Source organism: Paenibacillus aurantiacus, assembly GCF_042431225.1.
GTDB lineage: Bacteria > Bacillota > Bacilli > Paenibacillales > Paenibacillaceae > Paenibacillus_Z > Paenibacillus_Z aurantiacus.
Map to the genome: position 1 here is coordinate 145,474 of NZ_JBHMDO010000010.1, position 23,080 is coordinate 168,553.

General features: G+C 57.0%; 22 protein-coding genes and 1 other annotated feature. Of the genes, 1 reads left to right on the top strand and 21 read right to left on the bottom strand.

Features of this window, described 5'->3' with window-relative positions; all coding sequences use genetic code 11:
• The first annotated feature begins 206 nt into the window (after positions 1-206).
• Entirely contained in the window at positions 207-917 is a 711-nt protein-coding gene (locus ACFFSY_RS05650; RefSeq protein WP_377491156.1) for a TraR/DksA C4-type zinc finger protein, read from the top strand.
• Between the two features lie 25 nt (positions 918-942).
• On the opposite strand, the gene ACFFSY_RS05655 is transcribed toward ACFFSY_RS05650, so the two are convergent.
• The 21 genes from ACFFSY_RS05655 to mraY form a co-directional block, all read right to left on the bottom strand.
• Positions 943-1,227: a DUF5665 domain-containing protein gene (locus ACFFSY_RS05655; protein WP_377491594.1), complete on the bottom strand. Its 285-nt coding sequence runs from the start codon at positions 1,225-1,227 to the stop codon at positions 943-945.
• A 250-nt stretch (positions 1,228-1,477) separates the two neighbouring features.
• Positions 1,478-4,573, bottom strand: a complete 3,096-nt coding sequence (gene ileS, locus ACFFSY_RS05660) for an isoleucine--tRNA ligase (RefSeq protein ID WP_377491159.1) — start codon at positions 4,571-4,573, stop codon at positions 1,478-1,480.
• A 55-nt stretch (positions 4,574-4,628) separates the two neighbouring features.
• Positions 4,629-4,916: a binding site (T-box leader), on the bottom strand.
• A gap of 47 nt (positions 4,917-4,963) precedes the next feature.
• On the bottom strand, positions 4,964-5,461 hold the full coding sequence (locus ACFFSY_RS05665; RefSeq protein ID WP_377491162.1) for a DivIVA domain-containing protein: 498 nt from the start codon (positions 5,459-5,461) through the stop codon (positions 4,964-4,966).
• Positions 5,462-5,546: 85 nt separating this feature from the next.
• Positions 5,547-6,326: a YlmH family RNA-binding protein gene (locus ACFFSY_RS05670; protein ID WP_377491165.1), complete on the bottom strand. Its 780-nt coding sequence runs from the start codon at positions 6,324-6,326 to the stop codon at positions 5,547-5,549.
• On the bottom strand, positions 6,323-6,601 hold the full coding sequence (locus ACFFSY_RS05675) for a YggT family protein (protein WP_377491168.1): 279 nt from the start codon (positions 6,599-6,601) through the stop codon (positions 6,323-6,325). The genes ACFFSY_RS05670 and ACFFSY_RS05675 overlap by 4 nt, the downstream gene beginning before the upstream one ends.
• Before the next feature lie 7 nt (positions 6,602-6,608).
• Positions 6,609-7,070: a cell division protein SepF gene (locus ACFFSY_RS05680; RefSeq protein WP_377491171.1), complete on the bottom strand. Its 462-nt coding sequence runs from the start codon at positions 7,068-7,070 to the stop codon at positions 6,609-6,611.
• 49 nt (positions 7,071-7,119) lie between these two features.
• The gene (locus tag ACFFSY_RS05685; protein ID WP_377491174.1) at positions 7,120-7,845 is read right to left on the bottom strand and encodes a YggS family pyridoxal phosphate-dependent enzyme; all 726 of its coding nucleotides are present in this window, start codon (positions 7,843-7,845) and stop codon (positions 7,120-7,122) included.
• Positions 7,842-8,717, bottom strand: coding sequence for a peptidoglycan editing factor PgeF (gene pgeF / locus ACFFSY_RS05690; RefSeq protein WP_377491177.1), 876 nt, complete (start codon positions 8,715-8,717; stop codon positions 7,842-7,844). The genes ACFFSY_RS05685 and pgeF overlap by 4 nt, the downstream gene beginning before the upstream one ends.
• 58 nt (positions 8,718-8,775) lie before the next feature.
• On the bottom strand, positions 8,776-9,054 hold the full coding sequence (locus ACFFSY_RS05695) for a PRC-barrel domain-containing protein (RefSeq protein WP_377491179.1): 279 nt from the start codon (positions 9,052-9,054) through the stop codon (positions 8,776-8,778).
• Positions 9,055-9,211: 157 nt separating this feature from the next.
• Positions 9,212-9,994: an RNA polymerase sporulation sigma factor SigG gene (gene sigG, locus ACFFSY_RS05700; protein WP_183597804.1), complete on the bottom strand. Its 783-nt coding sequence runs from the start codon at positions 9,992-9,994 to the stop codon at positions 9,212-9,214.
• A gap of 201 nt (positions 9,995-10,195) precedes the next feature.
• Positions 10,196-10,918 (bottom strand): RNA polymerase sporulation sigma factor SigE, encoded by a 723-nt coding sequence (gene sigE, locus ACFFSY_RS05705; protein WP_377491182.1) that lies wholly within the window; start codon positions 10,916-10,918, stop codon positions 10,196-10,198.
• A 51-nt stretch (positions 10,919-10,969) separates the two neighbouring features.
• On the bottom strand, positions 10,970-11,896 hold the full coding sequence (spoIIGA, locus tag ACFFSY_RS05710) for a sigma-E processing peptidase SpoIIGA (RefSeq protein ID WP_377491185.1): 927 nt from the start codon (positions 11,894-11,896) through the stop codon (positions 10,970-10,972).
• A 475-nt stretch (positions 11,897-12,371) separates the two neighbouring features.
• On the bottom strand, positions 12,372-13,508 hold the full coding sequence (gene ftsZ, locus ACFFSY_RS05715; protein WP_377491188.1) for a cell division protein FtsZ: 1,137 nt from the start codon (positions 13,506-13,508) through the stop codon (positions 12,372-12,374).
• 17 nt (positions 13,509-13,525) lie between these two features.
• Positions 13,526-14,767, bottom strand: a complete 1,242-nt coding sequence (gene ftsA, locus ACFFSY_RS05720; RefSeq protein ID WP_377491191.1) for a cell division protein FtsA — start codon at positions 14,765-14,767, stop codon at positions 13,526-13,528.
• Positions 14,768-15,018: 251 nt separating this feature from the next.
• A complete protein-coding gene (locus ACFFSY_RS05725) occupies positions 15,019-15,783 on the bottom strand; it encodes a cell division protein FtsQ/DivIB (protein ID WP_377491194.1) in 765 nt (254 codons plus the stop codon).
• A 126-nt stretch (positions 15,784-15,909) separates the two neighbouring features.
• Positions 15,910-17,190: a UDP-N-acetylglucosamine 1-carboxyvinyltransferase gene (murA, locus tag ACFFSY_RS05730; protein ID WP_377491197.1), complete on the bottom strand. Its 1,281-nt coding sequence runs from the start codon at positions 17,188-17,190 to the stop codon at positions 15,910-15,912.
• Between the two features lie 15 nt (positions 17,191-17,205).
• On the bottom strand, positions 17,206-18,111 hold the full coding sequence (gene murB / locus ACFFSY_RS05735; RefSeq protein WP_377491200.1) for a UDP-N-acetylmuramate dehydrogenase: 906 nt from the start codon (positions 18,109-18,111) through the stop codon (positions 17,206-17,208).
• A gap of 173 nt (positions 18,112-18,284) precedes the next feature.
• The gene (gene murG, locus ACFFSY_RS05740; RefSeq protein ID WP_377491203.1) at positions 18,285-19,394 is read right to left on the bottom strand and encodes an undecaprenyldiphospho-muramoylpentapeptide beta-N-acetylglucosaminyltransferase; all 1,110 of its coding nucleotides are present in this window, start codon (positions 19,392-19,394) and stop codon (positions 18,285-18,287) included.
• A 10-nt stretch (positions 19,395-19,404) separates the two neighbouring features.
• Complete coding sequence (gene spoVE / locus ACFFSY_RS05745) at positions 19,405-20,502, bottom strand: stage V sporulation protein E (protein WP_377491206.1); 1,098 nt, start codon at positions 20,500-20,502, stop codon at positions 19,405-19,407.
• A 44-nt stretch (positions 20,503-20,546) separates the two neighbouring features.
• Positions 20,547-21,983, bottom strand: a complete 1,437-nt coding sequence (gene murD / locus ACFFSY_RS05750) for a UDP-N-acetylmuramoyl-L-alanine--D-glutamate ligase (protein ID WP_377491210.1) — start codon at positions 21,981-21,983, stop codon at positions 20,547-20,549.
• A 129-nt stretch (positions 21,984-22,112) separates the two neighbouring features.
• Complete coding sequence (mraY, locus tag ACFFSY_RS05755) at positions 22,113-23,069, bottom strand: phospho-N-acetylmuramoyl-pentapeptide-transferase (RefSeq protein WP_377491213.1); 957 nt, start codon at positions 23,067-23,069, stop codon at positions 22,113-22,115.
• Between the last annotated feature and the right edge of the window lie 11 nt (positions 23,070-23,080).

Consider the following 23,080-nt stretch of genomic DNA (forward strand, 5'->3'; position numbering starts at 1 on the left):
CCAAACATTGTAGCATAATCTCCTATCCATCGACCAGCGATTACCGAGTCGTGCCTGCCAAAACGGGCTTGTTTTCGCGGGTGCCGGCAAAATCCCCCTGTCATCCCTTCAATTGATGGCGCCCTCGCCTTCTAAAACCATCCGTCAAAGACCAGACTAAGCAGCGTAACGCGTTCCGCTATGCTCGATGAAAGGAAGTGCTTCGATTGACGGATTTGACGCCTGCTCAGATTAGCGAACTTAGAGCCCGGCTGGAAACGGAGAAACGCCGGATCGAAGAGAGGCTCGCGAATAATGAACATTACGGGCTCGCCGGCTCGCAGCGCGACGAAAGCGGCGAGCTATCGACCATCGATAATCACCCCGCCGACGTGGCAACCGAAACGTTCGAACGCGCCAAAGACATTGCCCTGCTGGAGCAGGAGGACCTTCGACTCGCCCGGATTACCGCTGCTCTGACCGCAATGGACAACGGCACGTACGGCATTTGCCAAGCTTCAGGCCAACGCATTCCATTCGAGCGTCTGCAGGCGATACCCGAGACGCTATATAGCGTGGAACATGCGCCGCGTCAGGAGCTATCATCCAATCGTCCAGTCGAAGAGGAGTTTCTTCACCCGCCGTTCGGCCGCTCAAGTCTCGACGAACATGAATACAACGGCTTCGATGGCGAGGACGCCTGGCAGATCGTGGAGAGCTGGGGCAACTCCGATTCGCCAGCCTATTCCGAGAACCGCGACGTCGACTCGTACGATTACGTCGGCATCGAAGCCGGCGAGCCGGACGGCTATGTCGAGGCGATCGAGAGCTTCTTGGCGACAGATATTACGGGCAGCCAAGTGAGCGTCATCCGCAACCGCGAGTACTACAATTACATGGAGAACGAGGAAGGCGATCACGGACTTGAATATTCATGACGCTAGGCCGGGCGCGCAGCCCGGCCTAGTATGTTTTGACATCCAGTTGATGTTGAACGATCCGCACGATATCCGCGATGTAGTCCCCGATAATCGGCAAATTTAACGCGCCGAGCACCTGCAGCACATAGACGATCGTGGCGGCGAAGAACGTAAATCCGATCGCGATGCCGACGCCTCTCGCCGTCCCTGCCAGCAGATTCCGCCAAATGAGCGAAAAGGGCCGGTTCAGCAAATCCACGTATTCCGCCATCTGCGAGCGCTCCATGTCTTCGGCGACCTTCATCAGTCTCCGATCCAGCAAATCCATCGAGCGCCGTATCGCGCTCATATCCTTTACTTCGTCGGTCAAGCCAAGCGCCTCCTCATCCGCACGCCTCTACTCGGCGAGCCGCATGCATTCTCCTCCAAAAAGACGAACGCCCATGCACGACATGCCGCCGACGGCCTTTCGCCGCGGGCAGGCATCGTTGCATGGGCGTTGCGCTTATCCCGAGCTTCCGATTATCGTCGTATAACGGGCGCCGAGAGCATGGTTGTCACAGCTTACTATGCCCGGGTTAGCCGATTTGAATCCCGATCTCTTTGTCGCCGAGCTGAACACGCTCCATCGCGTCCGACTTCTCGTAACGAACGCTGTTCAACAGCACGTTGTCGAACAGCACCGATTCGAACGCTTCCAGCGCGGCGCGCAGCTCGCCGTCCACGTCCAAAACGAGGTCGATTCGCTTCTCGATCGGCAGGTCCAGCTTCTTGCGCGTATCTTGAACGGCGCGAATGACTTCGCGAACATGACCCTCCTGCACCAGCTCCGGCGTAATATCCGTGTTCAACGCAACGGTCAGCTGGTACCCCGAAGCCGATGCAAAGCCGGCCTTCGCCTGCTTCTCCACAAGCATCTCGTCAAGCGCGATCGTCAGCGTCTCGCCTTCAGCCGTCGTGAACGACAGTTCTCCGGCACGAACCGCCGCGGACGTTTGCTCCGAAATCAGCGATTTCAAGTAAGCTTGAATTGGACCGACATGCTTGCCGTATTTTTTACCCGCGACTTTCAAGTTCAGCTTGAAGGCGAAGTCTACGAAGCCGCTGTCGCCGCTTGCGATCGTAATCGTCTTCACATTGATCTCGTCTTTGATGATCGCCTCGTATTCCGCAAGCGCGAAGTCGCGATCAAGAGCGACGATCAGCTCGGAGAGCGGCTGGCGCGTCTTGAGTCCTGTCTCGTTGCGGACGTTGCGCGCTAATTCAACGATTTGGCGCGCGGTCTCCATGTCCTGCTCGAGCGCAGCGTCGATCGCCGACTCATCGGCTTTCGGATAGTCGGCCAAATGGACGCTGCCTCCGCCGACCAGGTTCGTGTATACGTCATCCGCTACGAGCGGCGCGAACGGCGCGATCAGCTTCGCGAGCGTCACAAGCACGTGCTGCAGGGTCGCGTAAGCATCCAGTTTCTCGTCCGTCAGGCCGCTGCCCCAGAAGCGGTCGCGTGAGCGGCGAATGTACCAGTTGCTAAGTTCGTCGACATACGCTTCGATCGCCTTGGCCGGATTCAGGAAGTCGTTCACGGCCAAACCTTTCTCGACGGTAAGAATCAGGCTGTTGAGACGCGAGACGATCCAACGGTCTAGCTTCGCGTTCGACACGCGAGGAGCGGCGGTCGCCGGGTCATAACCGTCGATCGACGCGTACAACGCGAAGAACGCGTGCGTGTTCACGATCGTATCGATGACTTTGGATTTGGCCTCCCCAACGATGCCGCGCGAGAAACGCTTGCTGTTCCATGGCGCGCTGTCGGCGAGGAGCGCCCAGCGGAACGCATCCGTGCCGTATTCTTCGATGATCTCCCAAGGATCGATGACATTCCCTTTGGATTTGGACATCTTCTGTCCGTTCTCGTCGAGGATATGCCCCGTGGAGAGAACCGCTTTATACGGCGCCTTGCCGTTGAACAGCGTGGATACCGCCAGCAAGCTGAAGAACCAGCCGCGCGTCTGGTCGATGCCTTCGCAGATAATGTCCGCCGGATACTGCTCCTCGAACTTCGACGCGTCGCCGAACGGGTAATGCTGCTGGGCGAACGGCATCGAGCCGCTGTCGAACCAGACGTCGATCACTTCGGACGTGCGCGTCATGACGCCCCCGTCGCAATGCGGGCAGTTCAGCTTCACTTCGTCCACGTACGGCTTATGCAGTTCGATATCCTCGGAGATCGGATTAACCGAACGCGTCACCAGATCGGCCCGGCTGTTCGGCGCGTGCTCTTGGCCGCAGCTATCGCACACCCATACGTTAAGCGGCGTACCCCAGTAGCGGTTGCGGCTGATGTTCCAATCCACCAAGTCTTCGAGGAACTTGCCGAACCGGCCTTCACGCAGGTGGCCTGGGTACCAGTCGACCGTGTTGTTGTTAGCAATCAGCTGATCGCGCACGGCCGTCGTCTTGATGAACCAGCTCTCCGTCGCATAGTAGATAAGCGGCGTTTTGCAGCGCCAGCAGAACGGGTAGCTGTGCTCGTAACGCTCTTTGGAGAACAGCAGACCGCGCTCGCTGAGCATTTTGACGATTTCGATGTCCGTGTTCGGATCCTTGACGAAGCGACCTGCGAGGTCTGCCACGACATCCATGTACTTGCCCGCGTTGTCGACCACATTCAGGAAGCCGACTTCGTTCTGACGCGCGACCTTGTAGTCATCGTCGCCGTGCGCCGGCGCGATGTGAACGATCCCCGTACCGCTCGATTCGGTTACGAAATCGCCCGGAATAATACGATGGCCATTCTCAACCGTCGCGTATGTGAATGGAGGCTGATAAGCAAGACCGACCAGTTCGGCGCCTTTCACCGCGCCCAGCACTTCATGCTCGCCTTTAAATACGCTCTCGACCAATCCCTTCGCCACGATATACGTCTCGCCATTCGCCTGGACGCGCACGTAATCCAAGGCCGGATTGACGGCAAGCGCCACGTTAGCCGGAAGCGTCCACGGCGTCGTCGTCCATGCAAGCACGAATGCATCTTCGTCGACCAGCTTGAACTTTGCAGTGGCGCTGAGATCTTTCACGTCTTCATAGCCTTGTGCGACCTCGTGCGAGCTAAGCGTCGTTTGGCAGCACGGACAGTACGGGCTAACGCGGTGACCGCGGTACAGCAAGCCTTTGCCGTGAATCGTCGAGAGGATATTCCACACGCTCTCGATATAGTTGTTGTCGAGAGTGATGTACGGATCGTCCATATTCGTCCAGTAGCCGATCGCTTCAGTCAACTCGCGCCATTGACGCTCATACTCGAAGACACTGTCTTTGCACTTCTTAATGAACGCTTCCACGCCGTAATTCTCGATCTCTTGTTTGCCTGAGATGCCGAGCTGCTTCTCGACGCCAAGCTCGACAGGCAGGCCGTGCGTATCCCAGCCGGCTTTGCGGACGACCCGGTAACCGGACATCGTTTTGTAACGGCAGATGAAATCCTTGATGACGCGGCCCAGCACGTGCCCAATATGCGGCTTGCCGTTCGCTGTCGGCGGTCCTTCATAGAATACGAAATTCGGCCGTCCCTCGCGGTTATCCACCGATTTCTTGAATGTATCGTCTCTCTTCCACTGCTCCAGCACCCGAAGCTCGCGGGCTCTGGCTTTCTCTTTCACGTCTACACGCTGCATACTGCACAACTCCTTTGAACATTTTGCTTTCCAGGCATAAAAAAAAGCCCATCCCGAAAGGGACGAGGCTCTGCTCGCGTTACCACCCTTGTTCCGCTGCCGCCTGCATTCGTTATTCCTACGACGAAAGCAAGCGCGCAAGGCACCTTAGCAAGAAGACCGCAGTCTTCCGTTCCTTGTAACGGCGGACACCCGGCACCGCTTACTCCCATACCCATCGCATGGCTTAGGCGGCGCGTCTCGGAGAGGATATTCGGCCAAGGCCTGAACGCCGGCTCACAGCAGCTGCCGGCTCTCTGGGGAACAAACCTATTGGCGTACTCGTTCTCGTCATCGACGATAATTATTATTGTTATTTATACGTTATTCTTCGGCAAAAGTCAATGCGGATTAGCCGCGAGTCAATTCGCTCGCACCGGCTGAAGGACCTGCGTCCAGCGTGTCCCAGCCCTCTTGGCTGAGCAAGTCCAGCTGCGCTTCGACGAGCGTGCGGAATCTCGCGCGGTAAATCGAAGCTTGCTTCTTCAGCTCGTCGACTTCCAGCGAAACCTTGCGCGACTTGGAGAGCGATTCGTTGATGATCCGGTCGGCGTTCTTCTCCGCTTCCTTCACGATCAGCTGCGCTTCCTTCTTCGCGTTGTTCTTGACTTCGTCGGCCGCTTCCTGCGCCACGATGATCGTTTTGCTGAGCGTCTCTTCGATGTTGCTGAAGTGATTCAGTTTCTCTTGCAGCGCGAGCGCTTGATTCTGCAATTCTTTGTTCTCGCGAATGAGCGCTTCGTAATCTTTAATGACCAAATCGAGGAATTCGTTCACTTCGTCTTCGTCGTATCCGCGAAAACTTCTGCTGAATTCCTTGTTATGTATGTCCAACGGCGTAAGCGGCATTGGCGCACCTCCAGAATGTGATGGGCATAAAATCCGAATTTTACTTGTAGGATTCGACAGATTCATTCAAATTCCTGCATCTGTCCTATAGATATTTGCCCACGACGACGCGCTGACGGCCCTTCTTCGTGACTCCTTCGACGGCGAGTACTTTGAATCGGCCTAAGCCCTGCATCGAGACGACGTCGCCCTCCTTGAGCGGCGCCGACGGATCCTCTTCCACCTTCCAGTTCACGCGGCAGCGTCCCGCTCGGATCGGATCGACGATCTTCGTGCGGCTGATCCGGTGAACATCGCTCGCGATTCCATCAAGCCGCATCGATGCGACGGACAAACTCATCGTCTCCAGCTGCGTCTGCGCTGGCTGCAGCCGCGCGAGCGGGATTAGCTCCGTCAAGACGTGGACCCGATGCACCTGGCGCAAATGAATATTGACGTATTCCGCGATAGCTTCATCCAGCAAGCAGTGACAAAACTCCGGATGCACGTGAAGATCGCCGACCCGGTCTCGTTTAATGCCGAGTCCGAGCAGCGCCCCCAGGTAATCGCCATGATCCAATTCCAAATGTCCATGCGTATCGCTTGTGATCTCAAGAAGCGCGATTCCTTCCGGCTCATCGTCCAGAAACCGGTAATCCGGCGCGATCAACGCCCTGCGGCGTTCCGCCTCTTCGTAGCCGCCGGAAAGTCTGACATTCACGTCATAGCGGTTCGCGATGGAGATCACGATCTCGATCTGACGCGGGTCGAGAAAATCCGTCCGTTTCAGCTCGTGGCCGTGTGCGGCCCGTTCCATCCATTCAACGACACGATCCACGAACGGGCGCTCGTCGGGATGAAAATGTACGTAGGCTTCCTGCTTCATACGAACAGGTTGGCGATAAACTGCACGATCGCGATAATGCCGTATGTCACGAAATGAAGCGCGAACAGCGCGACGATCGGCGATATATCGAGCATGCCGCCAATCGGCGGGATAATGCGTCTGAACGGCGTCAAATATGGTTCTACGAGTTTCGCCAACCATTCGCCGATAAAGCTCTCGCGAGCGTTAGGGAGCCAGGAAAGCAGAATATAGCCGATGATCATGTATCGATAAATCGTTTCCAAATAATAAATCGTCGATATGACTTGATCCAATCCAAGGTCACCTCATTTTTTTGTAGTCGGCCTCTTCCGTCAGCATTTCCGATATGGTGCCTTGAATATCAACCGAATCCGGCGTGCACAGAAAAATATTCGGACCCAGCTTCGACATGTTGCCGCCGAGCGCATACACGGTACCGCCGAGAAAATCAACGATCCTCACCGCAATGTCCATCCGAACGCGCTGCAAATTCACGACGACGGAACGACGGCTCTTCAGATGATCCGCGATATCCTGCGCTTCGTCGTACGACCGCGGTTCGTTCAGCACGACGCGGACGTTCTTCTGCGAATGGATGCTGACGACGTTGTTCGCCTTTGGTGTATGTCTACGCGCTTCGAACGGCGTGGTTTCATGTTCCGGCTCATCCTGCTCCGCGCGCGTGTCGATTCGCTCCTTCTCGATGATCTCCTCTTCTTCCTGAAGTCCGAGAAAATTCATAAATCTATTGATCATGCTCATTCACGCTCCTCCTCCGGTTCGACGGAAGTTTCGTAGTCCCTGATTCCTCTTACCCGTTCTTGCCTACCAATACCGTACCGAGCCTTAACCAATTCGCGCCTTCTTCGACCGCGACCTCGAAGTCGCCAGACATCCCCATCGACAGCCCGTGTATGGGCTCGCGGAGCAAAGCCTGTCCGTTCAACGAATCCCGCAGTTCCCGGAGTGCACGGAAGTGCGGACGCGCTTGCTCCGCCTCCGCATCCAGCGGCGCCATCGTCATCAGTCCAACTGGCTGGATATGATGGTAGTCAGCCAATTGCCGGGCGAAATTGGGAAGCGCTTCAGGGACGAGTCCATGCTTGCTTTCTTCACCGGAGACATTCACCTGGATGAAGCAGGGCACAATGATGCCCAGCTGCTGCGCCCGTTTGTCGATCGCCTCCGCCAAGGATGCGCGGTCCAGGGAATGTATGTATGTGAACTTGCCTATGACGTCCTTTACTTTATTCGTCTGGAGTGAGCCGATAAAATGCCAAATCGCCTGCTTGCCGGCAACGTCGTATTCGGCGGAACGCTCTTCCGCTCCACTGATCGCATGCCACTTCTCAGATGCGTCCTGCCAACGATTCTCACCCAAATGGCGAAGTCCCTGCTGCAGCGCTTCCCGGGTCGTCTCAACGCCTACGTATTTCGTGACGGCGATCACTTGGATCTCCTCGCGGTTCCGGCCGCTTCTGCGGCAAGCCTCGGCGATCCGTAACTCTACCGATTCGATCCGCTCTGCCATTGTCATGCCTGTGCTGCACCTCTTCCTAATCCAATCCAACTGGCCATCCGGCCGGTCTGCCCCCGCTCCGTTCGATGAGAAAAGAACAGGTCCGTCCTACAGCCGGTACACCACTGTGTTATTTCGATATGCGTCGGCAAAATTCCTGCTTTTATCATAATCTGTCGGTTTATTTCTTTCAAGTCGATGCGCGCTCTACCCGGTGACGTCGGAATGATGATGGGCGACTCGCCGCCCGCCTGCGCCATGCCGAGCGATTCCGTCCCATCCAGCAGGAGGCGGACATGGCGCAGCACGTTCTCGTCCACTTCGTAGCAGCAACCGCCGATGGAAGGCCCGATCGCGGCACGAATGTCGGCCGGCTGACTGCCGTATGCTTCGTTCATCGCTTCCACGGTACGAGCGGCGATCGCCGCCACTGTACCTTTCCAGCCTGCATGCGCCAGCGCGACGGCCTCCTGCCTCGGGTCCCAGAAATAGAGCGGCACGCAATCCGCATAGAACGAGGCGAGCAATACGTCCTTCTCGTTGGTCATGAGCGCATCTGTGTCAGCGATCGCGCTCTCGCGGCTGTCCCGGCCGCGTCCGCGATCTTCGGCCGTTACGCGGCGCACTCGGCTGCCGTGCACCTGCTCCGCGCACGTCCATGCCTCGAACGGCCATCCAAGCGCTTCGGCGAGCAGCTCTCGGTTGCGCACGACGTCCTCAGGGCGATCGCCTACATGAAGTCCAAGGTTAAGTCCGCTCCACGGCGAAGCGCTGACACCCCCTAGACGGCTGCTAAAGCCTACTGTCAAACGATCATCCCGCCCCATCCAGGAGGGCAATAAAAAAAGCGAAGGCGACTTCGCTGCATTTGTCGATACGAACGGTTCCATCTCTCCCACCTCTTGCCCAGTGTACCACAGCGCCCGCATCTTCCGCGAGCGCGCCCTCTTACCGTGCTTCCTTCTCTTCTTCGTCGCCCCGGTGCGCCTTCGCGTCGTCGATCCGCACGAGCACGACGTCCGTCCCGATCTTAACGATATTGCGCCAAGGGATAATCATGTCCGTCCCACCGCCGCCGAACAAGCCGAAGAACTTCGTGTAATTCGGCACGACGATGGAATCGATTCGGCCCTGCCGAAGATCCAGCTCCAAATCGCTGATTTGGCCGAGCTTGCGCCCGTCCACGATATTAATGACGTCCTTCGTTTGAAAGTCGGATATTTTCACGCGCCCGTCACCACGCTTCCATGGGGAATATCAGCTTGCGCCCGCTTTCTATTATCATATGTGCCATTTGGGCAATATGTCCTCCTCGCAAGACAAAAAGAAAAGGCGGCACCCTCTCGGATGCCGCCCCTTCCGCAGTTCGCTTTGCCAGGGCGATTCACGTTTTGACATGCTTTTGCATTTGCTGGATGGCCGATTTCTCGAGCCTCGATACTTGCGCCTGCGATATGCCGATCTCGTCGGCAACTTCCATTTGGGTCTTCCCTTCGAAAAAGCGCATCGATAAAATCATCTTCTCGCGTTCGTTCAGCTTATGCATCGCTTCGCGGAGCGCAATTTCCTCGATCCATGACACGTCCTTGTTTTTGTCGTCGCTGATTTGATCCATGACATAGATCGGGTCGCCCCCGTCGTGATAAATCGGTTCGAACAATGAGACCGGGTCTTGAATGGCGTCAAGCGCAAACACGACATCTTCCTTCGGGACGTTGAGCGCTTCGGATATTTCGAAGATCGTCGGCTCGCGGGAGTTTTTGTTCGTCAAGCTGTCGCGGACCTGCAGCGCCTTGTACGCGATGTCCCGCAAGCTTCGCGAGACGCGGATCGGGTTGTTGTCGCGCAGATAACGGCGGATTTCGCCGATAATCATCGGTACCGCATACGTGGAGAACTTAACGTTCTGGCTTAGGTCAAAGTTGTCGATCGCCTTCATTAAGCCGATGCAGCCGACCTGGAACAAATCATCGACGAATTCACCGCGGTTGTTGAAACGTTGGATGACGCTGAGCACCAGTCTCAGATTGCCATTGACCAATTTCTCTCTTGCTGCCCATTCGTTGTTCGTTTGAAGCGCGGTAAACAGCTCGCGCATTTCGGCATTGGTTAGAACAGGCAGTTTCGCGGTATCCACTCCACAAATCTCGACTTTGTTTCGGGTCAACGTGATTACCTCCCAAGGAGAAACATTACTGTTCATTATCTCCCCGCCCCCCCAATTTATTCCGAACGCCAAACGGCCTCCCGTCCATCCGAGCGATGGCGGAAAGCCGTGTGAACACTGTCATTGGCAGGCATTGACCGTCTTGGCAGGCTGTCTTTCTTGACAAAATATTTTCGCTTGTTCTCGCGATTCGAACCGTCGTTACACCATTTTGTTGAACTCCTTGCGAAGCCGCTTGATGATCCGCTTCTCCAGTCGCGAAATGTACGATTGCGAGATCCCAAGCAGATCGGCCACGTCCTTCTGCGTCTTCTCCTCGCCATCGGCGAGGCCGAAGCGCAGCTCCATAATAATCCGTTCCCGCTCGGTCAGCTTGTCGAGCGCTTTGTGCAGCAGTTTGCGGTCGACCTCTTCCTCGATACCTCGGTAGATCGTATCATTCTCCGTGCCGAGCACGTCGGAGAGCAGCAGTTCGTTGCCGTCCCAGTCAATGTTGAGCGGCTCGTCGAAAGATACTTCCGTTCTTGTCTTGCTGTTGCGGCGCAAGTACATCAGAATTTCGTTCTCGATGCACCGGGAAGCGTAAGTCGCCAGTTTGATTTTTTTCTCCGGATCGAACGTATTGACCGCCTTGATGAGACCGATGGCGCCGATGGATACAAGATCCTCGATGTGAATGCCGGTATTCTCGAACTTCCTCGCGATGTAGACGACCAGCCGAAGATTACGCTCGATCAGCATGGCGCGGATGGCCGTATCGCCCGAAGGCAGTTTCTCCAGCAGATATTCCTCTTCTTCCCGGGTTAGCGGCGGAGGCAGCGCCTCGCTTCCGCCGATATAATAAATTTCTTCGCTCTTGAGGCCGAATAAAAACAAAACGCGATAATAATATAACTGCAGGATCAATTTCCATTTGACGAGCATGGTGCTCCATCCCTCCCCGAAGAACTGTGGCTAAAGTATAGACGCGCTCGGTTATCCGAGCAGTGACGGATGGATAATTGCCTGGTAGGCCCCATCTGCGACTAATTTCCCGGCGTCCAGGCCGACTAACACCTTGGTCGATTCAAAGGTTTCTCCTTCACGTTCGATGACGACGAGATCGGGTTTGAGCGCCAGCATGAATTGCGCCCCTCGGTTCACGCCGCGGAAAGGAACAAGCCGGAGCCGGTCCTGCCATTCGAACGTTTCGCCGCTCATCCGGGCGATCAGTCTATCCACCTGCGCTTCCCGAATGCCCTTCATCCAGGAGGCCGGCAATTCGTCCTGCCACAGCGATGCTTCCATGATCATGACCGGCGTCCGGGTTAGCGGCTCGTAGAGCTGGTTGCCCGTATCGATCAATCCCGTGCATTGATGCTGGCACCCGCCGATCGTGACCGTGACACTTGCAAGATGCTGCTGAACAAGCGTCCGTTCTTTGCGGAAAGTGATCACCGATCGCAACACGTACAGCGACACGCAAGCTGCGCTGAACACGAAGACCGTGGCAACTTTGATCTCCGGCTGCGCCGAGCCTGCCAGAAAACCTAGCACATTACGGTAACTGCTCCCGGCATCCATCAATAAATAGTGAAGCCCGTATACTGCACCGCCCGCCGCGAAATTCACCATATAAAACGAGCCGATCAGCCGCATGAACGTCTGCAAGCTGCCGAAGCCGAACCCGATGAGCAGCATGGCGATCGAGAACAGTACCTTCACGGGAACCGATAGCATTAAATCCAGCTGCGGGAACAGCGCGACAGCTGCATACAGTGCACCGCACGACGCGCCAAGCAAAATCCGCTGCCACGGTGCCTTTATCCCTCTTATCCAGGCCGTCATCAGCAAAGCTCCGCCGTTAAACAACAGGTTGATCATGAAGTAGACGTCGATATAAACAGGAGCCAGGGCGTTCACCTTCCTACCGCAAAGGCTCTTGATTGCCGCTTCTACGTCTCGCTTGGGATGTGGGGCGGCTTGTGTCTAGTATAGTTAAAGCCTATTACAATGTCTGTCTAAACATGCCGTCAGGAGCGATCTTTTTTTGTCGAGGTAGAAGCCGACAACTCAGGCGCGAACCGGACAAGCAGTGCCGGCTCACCCTTCCCGCAACTCGGCGAATTGCCCGCATCTGCAGGCGATTCGCGCGTTATCCAGCCGTACTCGGATCGTGTCTGCCCCTCCCGAAAACATGCGGCTTCCCCTCTGTAAATCTGACAGCCGGCCGCGCGAAAAGGAACGAGACATGCAGCTCAAACCGATGTCCCCTCGCTTGTCTTGCTAGAGTCTCTTAGCAGCAGACGTCCAACCCGAGGCACAAAAAAAACGCTCCCTCTTAAGAGGGAGCGTTCCTTCTATCGCACGATCCGAACGTCTGCTTCACTTGACCTTCTTAGCGGTCGTTGTTGCGGCGGTTACGCAGGAATGCCGGAATGTCAAGCTGATCGCTCGATACAGTGCCGCCGCTATTGCCATACGGCTTCGGTGCAGCCGAGCCAGCGGACGCGCCGCGGGAATCCGCCGCAGGTTCAGCTGCAGGCTGGGCGCCAGGAGCCCGGCGCAGCGGGGCTGCGTTGCGATGCTCAAAACCGGTCGCGATAACCGTTACTTTGATATCTTCCTTCAAGCTCTCATCGATGCTTGCGCCGAAGATCATGTTGACTTCCGGATCGGAAGCCGAGATAACGATTTCTGCTGCTTCGTTCACTTCATACAGCGAGAGGTTCGCGCCGCCAGTGATGTTCATGATAATTCCGCGCGCGCCATCGATCGATGTTTCGAGCAGCGGGCTCTGAATCGCTTTGCGCGCCGCTTCCGCCGCGCGGTTCTCGCCGGTAGCCGAGCCGATACCCATCAGCGCTGAGCCGCGTTCGGTCATGATCGTCTTGACGTCCGCGAAGTCCAGGTTGATTAGACCCGGGACGGCGATCAGATCGGAAATGCCTTGCACCGCTTGACGAAGCACGTTGTCCGCTTCGCGGAACGCCTCGAGCATCGGGGTCTTCTTATCGACGATTTCGAGCAGCCGGTCGTTCGGAATGACGATCAGCGTATCGACTTTCTCCTTAAGCGCTTCGATGCCAAGTTCGGCTTGTCCGGAGCGCTTACGGCCCTCGAACGTGAACGGACGCGTGACGACGCCGACCGTAAGAGCGCCGCACTCGCGGGCGATCTCGGCGATTACCGGAGCCGCGCCTGTACCCGTTCCGCCGCCCATGCCTGCCGTTACGAAGACCATGTCCGCGCCTTTCAGCGTATTGCTGATCGCTTCACGGGATTCCTCGGCTGCTTTCTTGCCCACTTCCGGATTCGCGCCTGCGCCGAGACCGCGAGTCAGCTTGTCGCCGATCTGCAGCTTCTGCTCGGAACGCGCCATATGCAGCGCCTGCGCGTCCGTATTCACCGTAATGAATTCCACGCCCTTGACGCCGTTCTCGATCATGCGGTTTACGGCGTTGCTGCCGCCGCCGCCAACACCAATGACTTTAATCTGCGCAAGCGTTTCATTCTCAAAATCAAACTCCAACATTCTATAATTTCCCCCGATCAAATGAATTCGCTAAACATGTTTTTCAGTCGTTCGATCAATCCAGGCTTGGACGATGTCGCGGCAGCCGCCTTGCGGGGCGCGCTCTTCTTAGAGGCACCCGAAGCGCGTATCCCCATATATTTGGAGACGTATTGGATAATGCCTACGCCGCTTGTGTACGCGGGGTCTCGAACGCCGATGAAATCGGGGACTGCAATACGGACCGATGATTCCAGCTCGCTTTGCGCAAGCGCCAGTGTGCCGGGCATCGTGACGGAACCTCCCGTCAGCACATAGCCGTTCACTTTATCGCCATAACCCAGCCGTCTCACTTCCATGCGGATGAGGTGAAAAATCTCCTGCATCCTCGGCTCGATAATATTCGCCAAATCAACCTGCGTAAATTCTTTCTCGACGTTGCTGCCCATGCGCATCACTTTGAACTTCTGATCCTCAGCCGCGTCGCCAACCATGGCGCAACCGAATTTCAGCTTGATCTTCTCCGCATGTTCGGTCTGCGTGCGCAACCCGTACGAAATATCGCTCGTCACGTATTCGCCGCCGATCGGAAGCGTTGACGTCGCCGCTAGACTGCCGCCGTCGAAGATGGCGATCGTACAGGAGCCCGCGCCGATGTCGGCCAGCACCGTACCCATCATTTTCTCGTCTTTCGTCAACGCCATCTGTCCAGATGCCAGCGACATCAGTACGATGCCGGCAATTTTCAAATCGGCTTTCTCAATGCAGCGCACGAGATTGTGAAGCGCCGTCTTAGCGCCCGTCACGACGGTTGCTTCCACTTCCAGCCGAACGCCGATCATGCCGCTCGGATCCGAGATGCCTTCGAGCCCGTCCACCAAAAACTGTTTCGGCACGAGATTGATGATTTCGCGTTCGGGAGGAAGCGCTACGACCTTCGCGGCTTGAAGCACCCGCTCGATGTCGTCTTCGCCAATTTCCCGATCCTCATTCGACACCGCTACAACGCCATGGTTCGTCTGAAGTCCGATATGATTCCCTTGAATGCCAACGTATACGTCGCTTATCTCAATACCGACCATGCGCTCGGCATGTTCAATCGCGTTGCGGATCGATTGCACGGTCTGGTCAATATCAACGATTGCGCCTTTTCGAATACCTTCCGAGTCAGCAGATCCAACTCCGATGATATTAATGGAACCGTTCGTCACTTCCCCAATAATAGCACGAACCTTGGATGTACCGATGTCCAAACTGACGATGATGTCGTTGCTGCTCAACCCGCGGCACCTCCGTTTCAACTAATAAATTTCTTTGCCTGTTCATTCGTATTGTTAAGTTTATATGAGCGCATTGCGATCTACTTTCAACCATATTCAACGCGTTTTATATTTTCCCTCTTTTTTCTACATTTTTTTCGGCACGCGTAAATATTTCCAGTCCGGAAAACCTCTCTCCCGGCGGGTTGAAAACGAATGCACATTCAGGTCAGGCTAAACTTGCATAACTAAAATTCTATCATTCTTTAGGATTATTGAGTAGTCTCTTTTTGGTCCGAATGCTCATTTTCCGGCGTTTCCGGATCGAAAGAGACGTAACTGTCCGCCAGCAGCATCGTCACGACGCCGGGATTCTGCGACTCCACGACCGCGTTCAGCGTGCCGATCTTATCTTGCAGCAGCGATACGGCCGTAATGACTTCGAAGCGGCTCCGCGTATAGATCTTGATCCGGTCCGGATACGCTTTCGAAGGAAGCGGAACGATCTCCGAGAGATCGGTCAACTGCTCGGCCGGTATTTGCGCCAGCGCCAGCCCCAATTTGCCCTTAATCGGATCATCGGCCTTCCATCCCGTCAGCACAGGCTTATCGACAACGTTGTCGGATCCTGCCGGAATGCTTGTCCCATTCGACAAAATCGCGGTTAGTTCACCCTTGGCGGACAGCTCGTAGGCGACAGCTGGATATTCCGTCACCGAAATGCGAACGCTGCCCGGGAAGGACTTCGTGACCACGGCGTCTTTGACGGACGACAGCCCCTTCACGCGATTTGCGATCGTGCCCTCCCGGGTGCCGAAGAACGCGTCGCCAACCTTCACGCCGGCCGCCTCCAGTATGGCCGCCGGCGCGTTGAAGCGCTCGCCTTCCACGGTGACTTCCGATATTTTGCTAATGGAGGAATTAAAGAATAGTACGCTTAATATAACAATAAAAAGCAGCAATAGCACGGCCAAAAGCTTCTTGCCGCCGCCGCGCCTGCGGATGGGCTCTTTCAAAACCGGCATTTTCTCTTGCATGGCTCGTCCTCTTCTCGCGGAAAACGGGAAACGGACGGAAGCGCCACCGCCGCCCTCCCGTCCTTCGAGAGGCGACGGCGGCGACTTCCCCGCCGACCGTGATTATTCGTTTAGTAAACGGACTGCTTAGGGCAGTACCGGGTTATTCGCAATTGCACTCGCGCGTGTAATCCGGGCTCCGAGCTGCTGTAACATCGTCTCGATGCCATCATAACCCCGGTCAATATGATGGACCTGCTCGACGACCGTTCTGCCTTGCGCGGCCAGCCCCGCAATGACAAGCGCAGCTCCGGCTCTGAGATCGGTCGCCTCCACCGTAGCCCCGTACAGCCGCGGCACCCCTCGGATAATCGCCGAATTCAGATCGACGCGAATATCCGCTCCCATACGGGCGAGCTCGTCAACGTGCTTGAAACGGCCTTCGAAGATCGTCTCTTTCATCACGCTGACGCCTTCGGCCAGCGCCAAGAGCACCATGACCTGGGACTGCAGATCGGTCGGGAATGCCGGATACGGGCTCGTCACGACCCGGTCGATCGACTTTGGCCGACTCGCGCTTCCGACCTTAATTATATCACCGTCGACCGCGATTTGAACACCTGCGCGCCGGAGCACGTGTATAAGCGAGGTCAGATGAGCCGGGTAGGTGTTACGCAGCACCACGCTGCCCTTTGTCGCCGCTGCGGCCACCATGAGGGTGCCTGTGACGATCCGATCGGGTATAACGGTATACCGGCATGGCGTCAGCTTATCCACGCCTTCTACCGTAATGGTATCCGTGCCAGCCCCGATCACTTTGGCGCCCAGCGCGTTCAGGAAACGCTGCAAATCCTGAATTTCCGGCTCGCGCGCGGCATTCGTAATCGTCGTCACGCCTTCGGCCAGTACGGCGGCCATCATAATATTCTCCGTCGCCCCGACGCTCGGAAAGTCCAGATGCACGTCGGCTCCCTTCAGACGCTTGGCATAGCATACGATTCGGCTGCCTTCTTCTTCGATTTCGGCGCCGAGCGCCGCTAGCCCCTGCAGATGCAGGTCTATTTTGCGTTCGCCGATCGCGCAGCCCCCAGGCTGATAGATCGTCACTTCTCCATAGCGGGCTAGCAGCGGGCCCATTAGAAAGATAGAAGAGCGCATCTGCCGCATTAATGTCTCCGGAATATGCGAGGAGTTCGCTCCTGTCGTATCCAATATGACCGTCTGGTCTTCGTGCTCCGCCCTGCATCCGAGATCGCGCAAAATATTAAGCATCACTTCGATATCGAGCAACCGCGGTACTTGATCGATCGTTACTTTTCCCTCTACCAGCATGCTGGCAGCCAAAATCGGCAAAGCGGCATTCTTCGCCCCTTGGATTGCAATGGATCCTGACAGGGGTCTCCCGCCTTCAATCACCAATTTGTCCAATTTATCACCTCCGAGTTACCGCTCACCCACCACCAATACTTCAGGTTTGAGTTGAATGCCAAAGCGCGCTTCAACCGTGGACTGAACTTGCGCGATGAGGGTGAGAACGTCCTCAGCCGTCGCCTTCCCGATGTTGACGATGAAATTGGCATGCTGCGTGGATACTTCGGCCCCGCCGACGCGGCAGCCCTTAAGCCCTGCCTCCTCGATCAGCCTTGCCGCGTGATCGCCCGGCGGGTTGCGGAATACGCTCCCAGCACTAGGCAGCTGCAGTGGCTGCGTGCGCCGCCTGCGATCCTTGTGCGCCGCCAGCGCAGCGGCGATCTCCTTGCGGTCGCCGTGCGCCAGCTCGAATGTCGCCGATACGACGATTCCCGGGCGCTCCTGAAGCACCGTGTGGCGATAGGAGAACTTCATGTCCTCCGCTCCGTAATGCACCAATTCCCCAGTCTCGAGCACGATCTCGGCTGATTGAAAGATACGTGACACATCCGACCCGTGTGCTCCCGCATTCATATAGACGGCGCCGCCGACCGACCCTGGAATCCCCCCTGCAAATTCCAGGCCCGACAATCCCTCTTTGCCCGCCAGGACGGACAGCTTGATAAAGGAAAAGGCGGCTCCCGCATGAACCCGCGTTCCATCGAATTTCGCATAATCGAATTCTTTGCCCGGCTGGATGACGACCCCGCGGATCCCCTTATCGCTGACGAGCATGTTGGAGCCTCTTCCGAGGTTGGTCCATGTCATGTCGTATTTGCGCAGCAGCTTGATGACCCGAATCAGCTGCTCCGTCGTATGCGGAACGATAAGTACGTCGGCCGGACCGCCGATTTTCCACGTGGTATAGCTGGCCAGCGGTTTATTGAAATACACGTCACCGGCTTCCGTCTGCCCAAGTTCCGTTATGAACTGCTCCATCTGTCGTACCTCCTTATGCTCCGGCGATTGTCGCGAGGACTTCGCGAATCGTCCACCCAAGGCGAGAGGCGCCAAGCTTGCCGATGCGGCATCTTGCCGGGTGACGGTCACGATTATGGAGTATTCTATGCCCTCTCACACGCGTGTGTGACAATCGCCCATATCTGTTGCTATCATCGTTTGCCCGCTAGCTTGCGAATCTCGCGGGCGAGGAGCGCGGCCGAACGCGGCTCGCCCATATCCAGCGATGCCGCCCCCATGCGCGCGAGCCTATCGCCGTTCTCCAGTAAGGCATGCAAACGGTCGAACAGGACCGCCCCTGTCAACTCCCGTTCGACGATCATCTCGGCGGCCCCCGCCTCGACCAGGGTGCTGGCATTCGCTTCTTGGCGCCGGTTCGCCGTATTCGGCGAAGGAATCAGAATGGACGGAATGCCGAGCGCCGTCAGCTCCGCCAGCGCAGAAGCGCCCGATCGGCTAACGGCAACCGTCGTCGCCGCCAGCACGTCGGGCATATTATGCAAATACGGCAGCACATGGATATAATTGGAAAGGACGGGCAACACCTTCTTCATACGCCCCATCGTGCCGTCGTAATAGCTTTCTCCCGTTACAAATACAAAATGGACGTTCGGCAGCCGCGTAACCAGCGGTGCCATGTCCACCATCGCGTCGTTCATCGCTTTCGATCCCCGTCGCCCTCCGTAAACCAGCGCGATCACGCTGCCCGAAGGGATGCCGAGCGAAGCGTATCCTCTGACCCGGCTTGCGCGCAGCACGTCCGCCGCACAGGGATTGCCGGTGGCGAGCACCCTCCGCGCGCGCTTGAACGAATCTGCCGAGCCTTTGAAGCTGACCGCCACCACGTCCGCATACCGGGACAAAATGGCGTTCGCCCGTCCCGGCTCGGCGTTCTGCTCGTGTATAAGAATTGGAATGCCTAGCTTGGCTGCCGCATAGATTACCGGGCCGCTCACGAAGCCGCCCGTGCCGACGACGACGTCGGGCTTGAAGTCGCGCAGCAGGCTTCTTGAACGCCTGACACCGCGGAGAAACCTGATTACGCCTCGCGCATGATCGAACGAAAGCTTTCGTCCGAGACGAACGTCATCTACCGATTCGAACCGCATGGGCGCAGGCGGCACGATGGCGGCCTCCGCGCCCGTCTTCGAGCCTATGTATAAAATCTCGCTGCCCCGCTCTTCTTCCAGCAGCAGTCTGCCGATGGCCAGCGCCGGATAAACATGACCACCCGTCCCCCCGCCAGTCAGTACGATTCGCATGCGCTTTTCGTCACCTCGAGTATCGGGAAATATTGAGCAAAATGCCCAGCGCCGTGAGCAGCAGCGTCAGCGAGGAACCGCCATAGCTGACGAGCGGCAGCGTAATGCCGGTAACTGGCATCATACCTATGACGACGCCCACGTTAATAAAGACTTGCACCGCGATGATGCCGACGATGCCGACGGCGAGCAGGCTGCCGAACGAATCGGGCGCGGCCATAGCCGTGCGCATCCCCCGCCAGACGAGAATTGCGAAGAGCAGAATAATCGTCGCGCCTCCTAGGAAGCCCAGCTCCTCGGCTACGATCGCGAAGATGAAGTCCGTCTGCGGTTCGGGCAAATAACTGAATTTCTGCCGGCTCATCCCGAGTCCCAGGCCGACTAATCCGCCGGGACCAATCGCATACAAGGATTGAATGATTTGGTATCCGGTTCCGAGCGGATCCGACCAAGGATCAAGGAAGCCGGTTATCCGCTTCATCCGATACGGCGCGGCCAGGATTAGCCCGACCAGACCGACGACACCGATCATCGCGAGCGATCCCAAGTGCCGCGTCCGCGCGCCCGAAGTATAAATAACAATCAGCGTCGCGCCGACCATTACTGCGGCCGATCCCAAGTCCGGCTGCATCATGATTAGACCGAACGCAAGGCCGAGAATGCCGAGCGGCGGAAGCAGCCCTTTGGTGAAACTTGTGACCATCTGCTGCCGTTCCGACAACAGCTTCGCCATAAACAGCACCATCGCGAGTTTCATGAATTCCGATGGCTGAATGCCGAATGAGCTGATGCCGAGCCAACTTCGCGCGCCGCCGCGCACGACGCCGACGCCTGGAATGAGGACGATGACAAGCAAGCCGAAGCAGATAATCAGACCGAGCTTCGCCCACTTCTTCCACACCCAGTAATCGGCATTCATCGTCAGGAACATAGCCCCGATGCCAAGAGCGGCGAATAGCGACTGCCGCTTGACATAGTAGAACCGGTCGCCGAACTCATGAAAGGCGAGCACGGCGCTCGCGCTGTAGACCATGATGAGTCCCAGCGCAAGAATAAGAAAAATGGAGACGATCATCCAGACGTCCGGTGCGGACCTGGCTTTTGCCATAGCGCAAACACCTCTGCATGCGTGAGTAGGGACAAGCCCCCTACTTACAACGTATGCGCCGTTTGTTTAAAAATGCGCCCCCGGGTCTCGTAGGATTGAAACATATCCCAGCTGGCGCAGGCCGGAGATAGCAGCACGATATCCCCCGGCTCCGCCATGGAGGCGGCCTCGCGCACCGCTAGGCGCAGCGTGGCTTCGGCGTCCTCCTCAGGTTCGACGATTTTGATCGCCGCTAAACCCGCCAGCTCTGCGGCATGCGCGATTTTGCCCCGCGTCTGGCCTAGCGCGACAACGCCCTTCACCTGCGTCTTCAAGTGCGGCACGAGCTCCTCATAGTCAGATCCGCGATCGAGCCCGCCGGCTATCAAGACGATATTTCCCGGGAAGGAGTGCAAGGAGATGATCGTCGCGGCCGCGTTGGTTGCCTTCGCATTATTGTAGAACTTCACGCCGTCCTTCTCGCGGACGAATTCAAGCCGGTGTTCGACGCCCCGGAAACCGCGCAGCGGTGACGCTAGAAGGTCCGGCTCCGCGCCGGCCGCGATGCAAGCGGCCACGGCCGCTGCCGCGTTAGCGGCGTTGTGGCGGCCAGGTATACCCAACTCGTCGACGCCGACGATCGTCTGGTCGCCGCCGCTTTGGTCTATGTACCGAATGCTGCGCTTCTGATCTCCCGCAGGCTCGGCAAGATCGGCCGGGAACGGGGGATCGACGAATACGCCGTAATCAAGCCGCTGCGTCACCGAGAACGGCAGCACCCTTGCACGCAGCGTTCCGCTCTCCATCAATTGACGGCATAACGGATCATCCGCGTTCAGCACGGCCGTATCCTTGAACGTCTGGTTGGCGAACAGTTTGGTTTTGGATGCCACGTAGTCGTCCATGCCGCCATGATAATCCAGATGCGTCTCCGAGACGTTAAGCAGCACCGCGACGTGTGGACGGAACGCCTGCGTCCCTTTCAGCTGGAACGAACTTAGCTCGGCGACTATCCAGTCGTCAGGCCGCGCGGACAGCGCAACCTCGCTGAGCGGCGTACCGATATTGCCCGCGACGATGGCATTCATGTCGCATGCCTCCAGCATTTCGCCGATCCACGTCGTCGTCGTTGTCTTGCCATTCGAGCCGGTAATGCCGATCAGCTGCGCGGAAGAGAGCAGATACGCGACTTCCACCTCGGTCACCACGTCCAATCCAAGGGCAAGCGCCTGCTTGACGGGCGGCGCGGTATACGGGATTCCCGGGTTCTTGACGACCAAAGCCGTCTCCGCCGTAATCAGGTCAACGGGATGTCCCCCGCAGATAACAGAAACGCCCAAAGCGTCCAGCTCGTCCGCTTCGGGGCATAATTGACGTTCTTTTTGATCATTGACCGTGACAATTGCGCCTAGTTTATGGAATAGCTTGGCGACGCTAACGCCGCTCTTGGCCAGGCCCAGCACGACGACGCGCCGGCCTTTGTATGCGGAAGGATGTTCCATGATGTACCCCCGATTTCTATGACATCGTTTATGTTTGGCACGTAAAAGCAAAGAGGCTGCAGGTTCGTAAAGGACAGTTTCCTTTACCTATTCACCCGCCGCGCCTCTTCGCGAAACAGCTTAAACCCATTATCTGCCGAGCAGGACGCCAATAACCGCGAGCACAATGCCAACCGCCCAGAACGTCGTCACGACCCGCCACTCATTCCAGCCCGAGAGTTCGAAATGATGATGGATAGGGCTCATTTTGAAGATACGCTTACCGCGCAGCTTGAACGAGCCGACCTGCAGAATAACCGACAGCATCTCGATGACGAACACACCGCCGATAATGACGAGCAGTAATTCGGTCTTGGTCAAAATAGCCACGGCCGCCATGCCGCCTCCAATGCCAAGCGATCCGGTGTCGCCCATGAATACTTTAGCCGGATGGGCATTGAAGACAAGGAAGCCGAGCAACCCCCCGATCATCGCCGCCGAGAACACGGCCGATTCGTGCTCGCTGGCATGCATGGCAAGCAGCGTGAAAGCGCCGAACGCCACGGCGCCGGTGCCGGACAACAACCCGTCAACGCCGTCTGTGAAGTTCACGGCATTGGTCGTACCGAACAGCATGATGACGACGAGCACATAATACAGCCAGCCCAGTTCGATTACCGTGCCGGTTCCCGGTATCGACACCGCCGTGCTGTGATGCATTTGGATCAGCAGGACGCATACGATAATGGCGAATACAAGCTGTCCGATCAGCTTCTGCAGCGCGGTCAGGCCGAGCGAGCGTTTGAATACGATCTTAATATAGTCGTCGAGAAAACCGACGAGCCCGAAACCGAGCGAGGAGACGAGCAGCACCCAGAACTCCGCGGTCTTATCGGAAAACTTCAAGAAAGCGAGCAGAACGGCCAACATGATGATGATGCCGCCCATCGTCGGCGTTCCCTTCTTCTTCAAGTGGCTCTGGGGGCCGTCCGTCCGGATTTGCTGGCCGAATTTCATTCTGCGCAGCAGCGGGATGAACAAAGGTCCGAGCAGAACCGCAAGCAAAAAGGAAGCGCCGATTGACAGTAGAATGACCTTGATGTCCATGACCTGATTCT

Excerpts from the sequence above, each read along its gene's own strand:
- ftsZ (WP_377491188.1), bottom strand. The coding sequence starts at position 13,508 with ATGTTGGAGTTTGATTTTGAGAATGAAACGCTTGCGCAGATTAAAGTC.
- ACFFSY_RS05655 (WP_377491594.1), bottom strand. The coding sequence starts at position 1,227 with ATGGATTTGCTGGATCGGAGACTGATGAAGGTCGCCGAAGACATGGAG.
- murG (WP_377491203.1), bottom strand. The coding sequence starts at position 19,394 with ATGCGAATCGTACTGACTGGCGGGGGGACGGGTGGTCATGTTTATCCG.
- sigE (WP_377491182.1), bottom strand. The coding sequence starts at position 10,918 with ATGCTCGTCAAATGGAAATTGATCCTGCAGTTATATTATTATCGCGTT.
- pgeF (WP_377491177.1), bottom strand. The coding sequence starts at position 8,717 with ATGGAACCGTTCGTATCGACAAATGCAGCGAAGTCGCCTTCGCTTTTT.
- murD (WP_377491210.1), bottom strand. The coding sequence starts at position 21,983 with ATGGAACATCCTTCCGCATACAAAGGCCGGCGCGTCGTCGTGCTGGGC.
- ileS (WP_377491159.1), bottom strand. The coding sequence starts at position 4,573 with ATGCAGCGTGTAGACGTGAAAGAGAAAGCCAGAGCCCGCGAGCTTCGG.
- ACFFSY_RS05670 (WP_377491165.1), bottom strand. The coding sequence starts at position 6,326 with ATGAAGCAGGAAGCCTACGTACATTTTCATCCCGACGAGCGCCCGTTC.
- ACFFSY_RS05725 (WP_377491194.1), bottom strand. The coding sequence starts at position 15,783 with ATGCAAGAGAAAATGCCGGTTTTGAAAGAGCCCATCCGCAGGCGCGGC.
- spoVE (WP_377491206.1), bottom strand. The coding sequence starts at position 20,502 with ATGGCAAAAGCCAGGTCCGCACCGGACGTCTGGATGATCGTCTCCATT.
- mraY (WP_377491213.1), bottom strand. The coding sequence starts at position 23,069 with ATGGACATCAAGGTCATTCTACTGTCAATCGGCGCTTCCTTTTTGCTT.
- ACFFSY_RS05665 (WP_377491162.1), bottom strand. The coding sequence starts at position 5,461 with ATGCCGCTTACGCCGTTGGACATACATAACAAGGAATTCAGCAGAAGT.
- murB (WP_377491200.1), bottom strand. The coding sequence starts at position 18,111 with ATGGAGCAGTTCATAACGGAACTTGGGCAGACGGAAGCCGGTGACGTG.
- ACFFSY_RS05685 (WP_377491174.1), bottom strand. The coding sequence starts at position 7,845 with ATGACAATGGCAGAGCGGATCGAATCGGTAGAGTTACGGATCGCCGAG.
- ACFFSY_RS05680 (WP_377491171.1), bottom strand. The coding sequence starts at position 7,070 with ATGAGCATGATCAATAGATTTATGAATTTTCTCGGACTTCAGGAAGAA.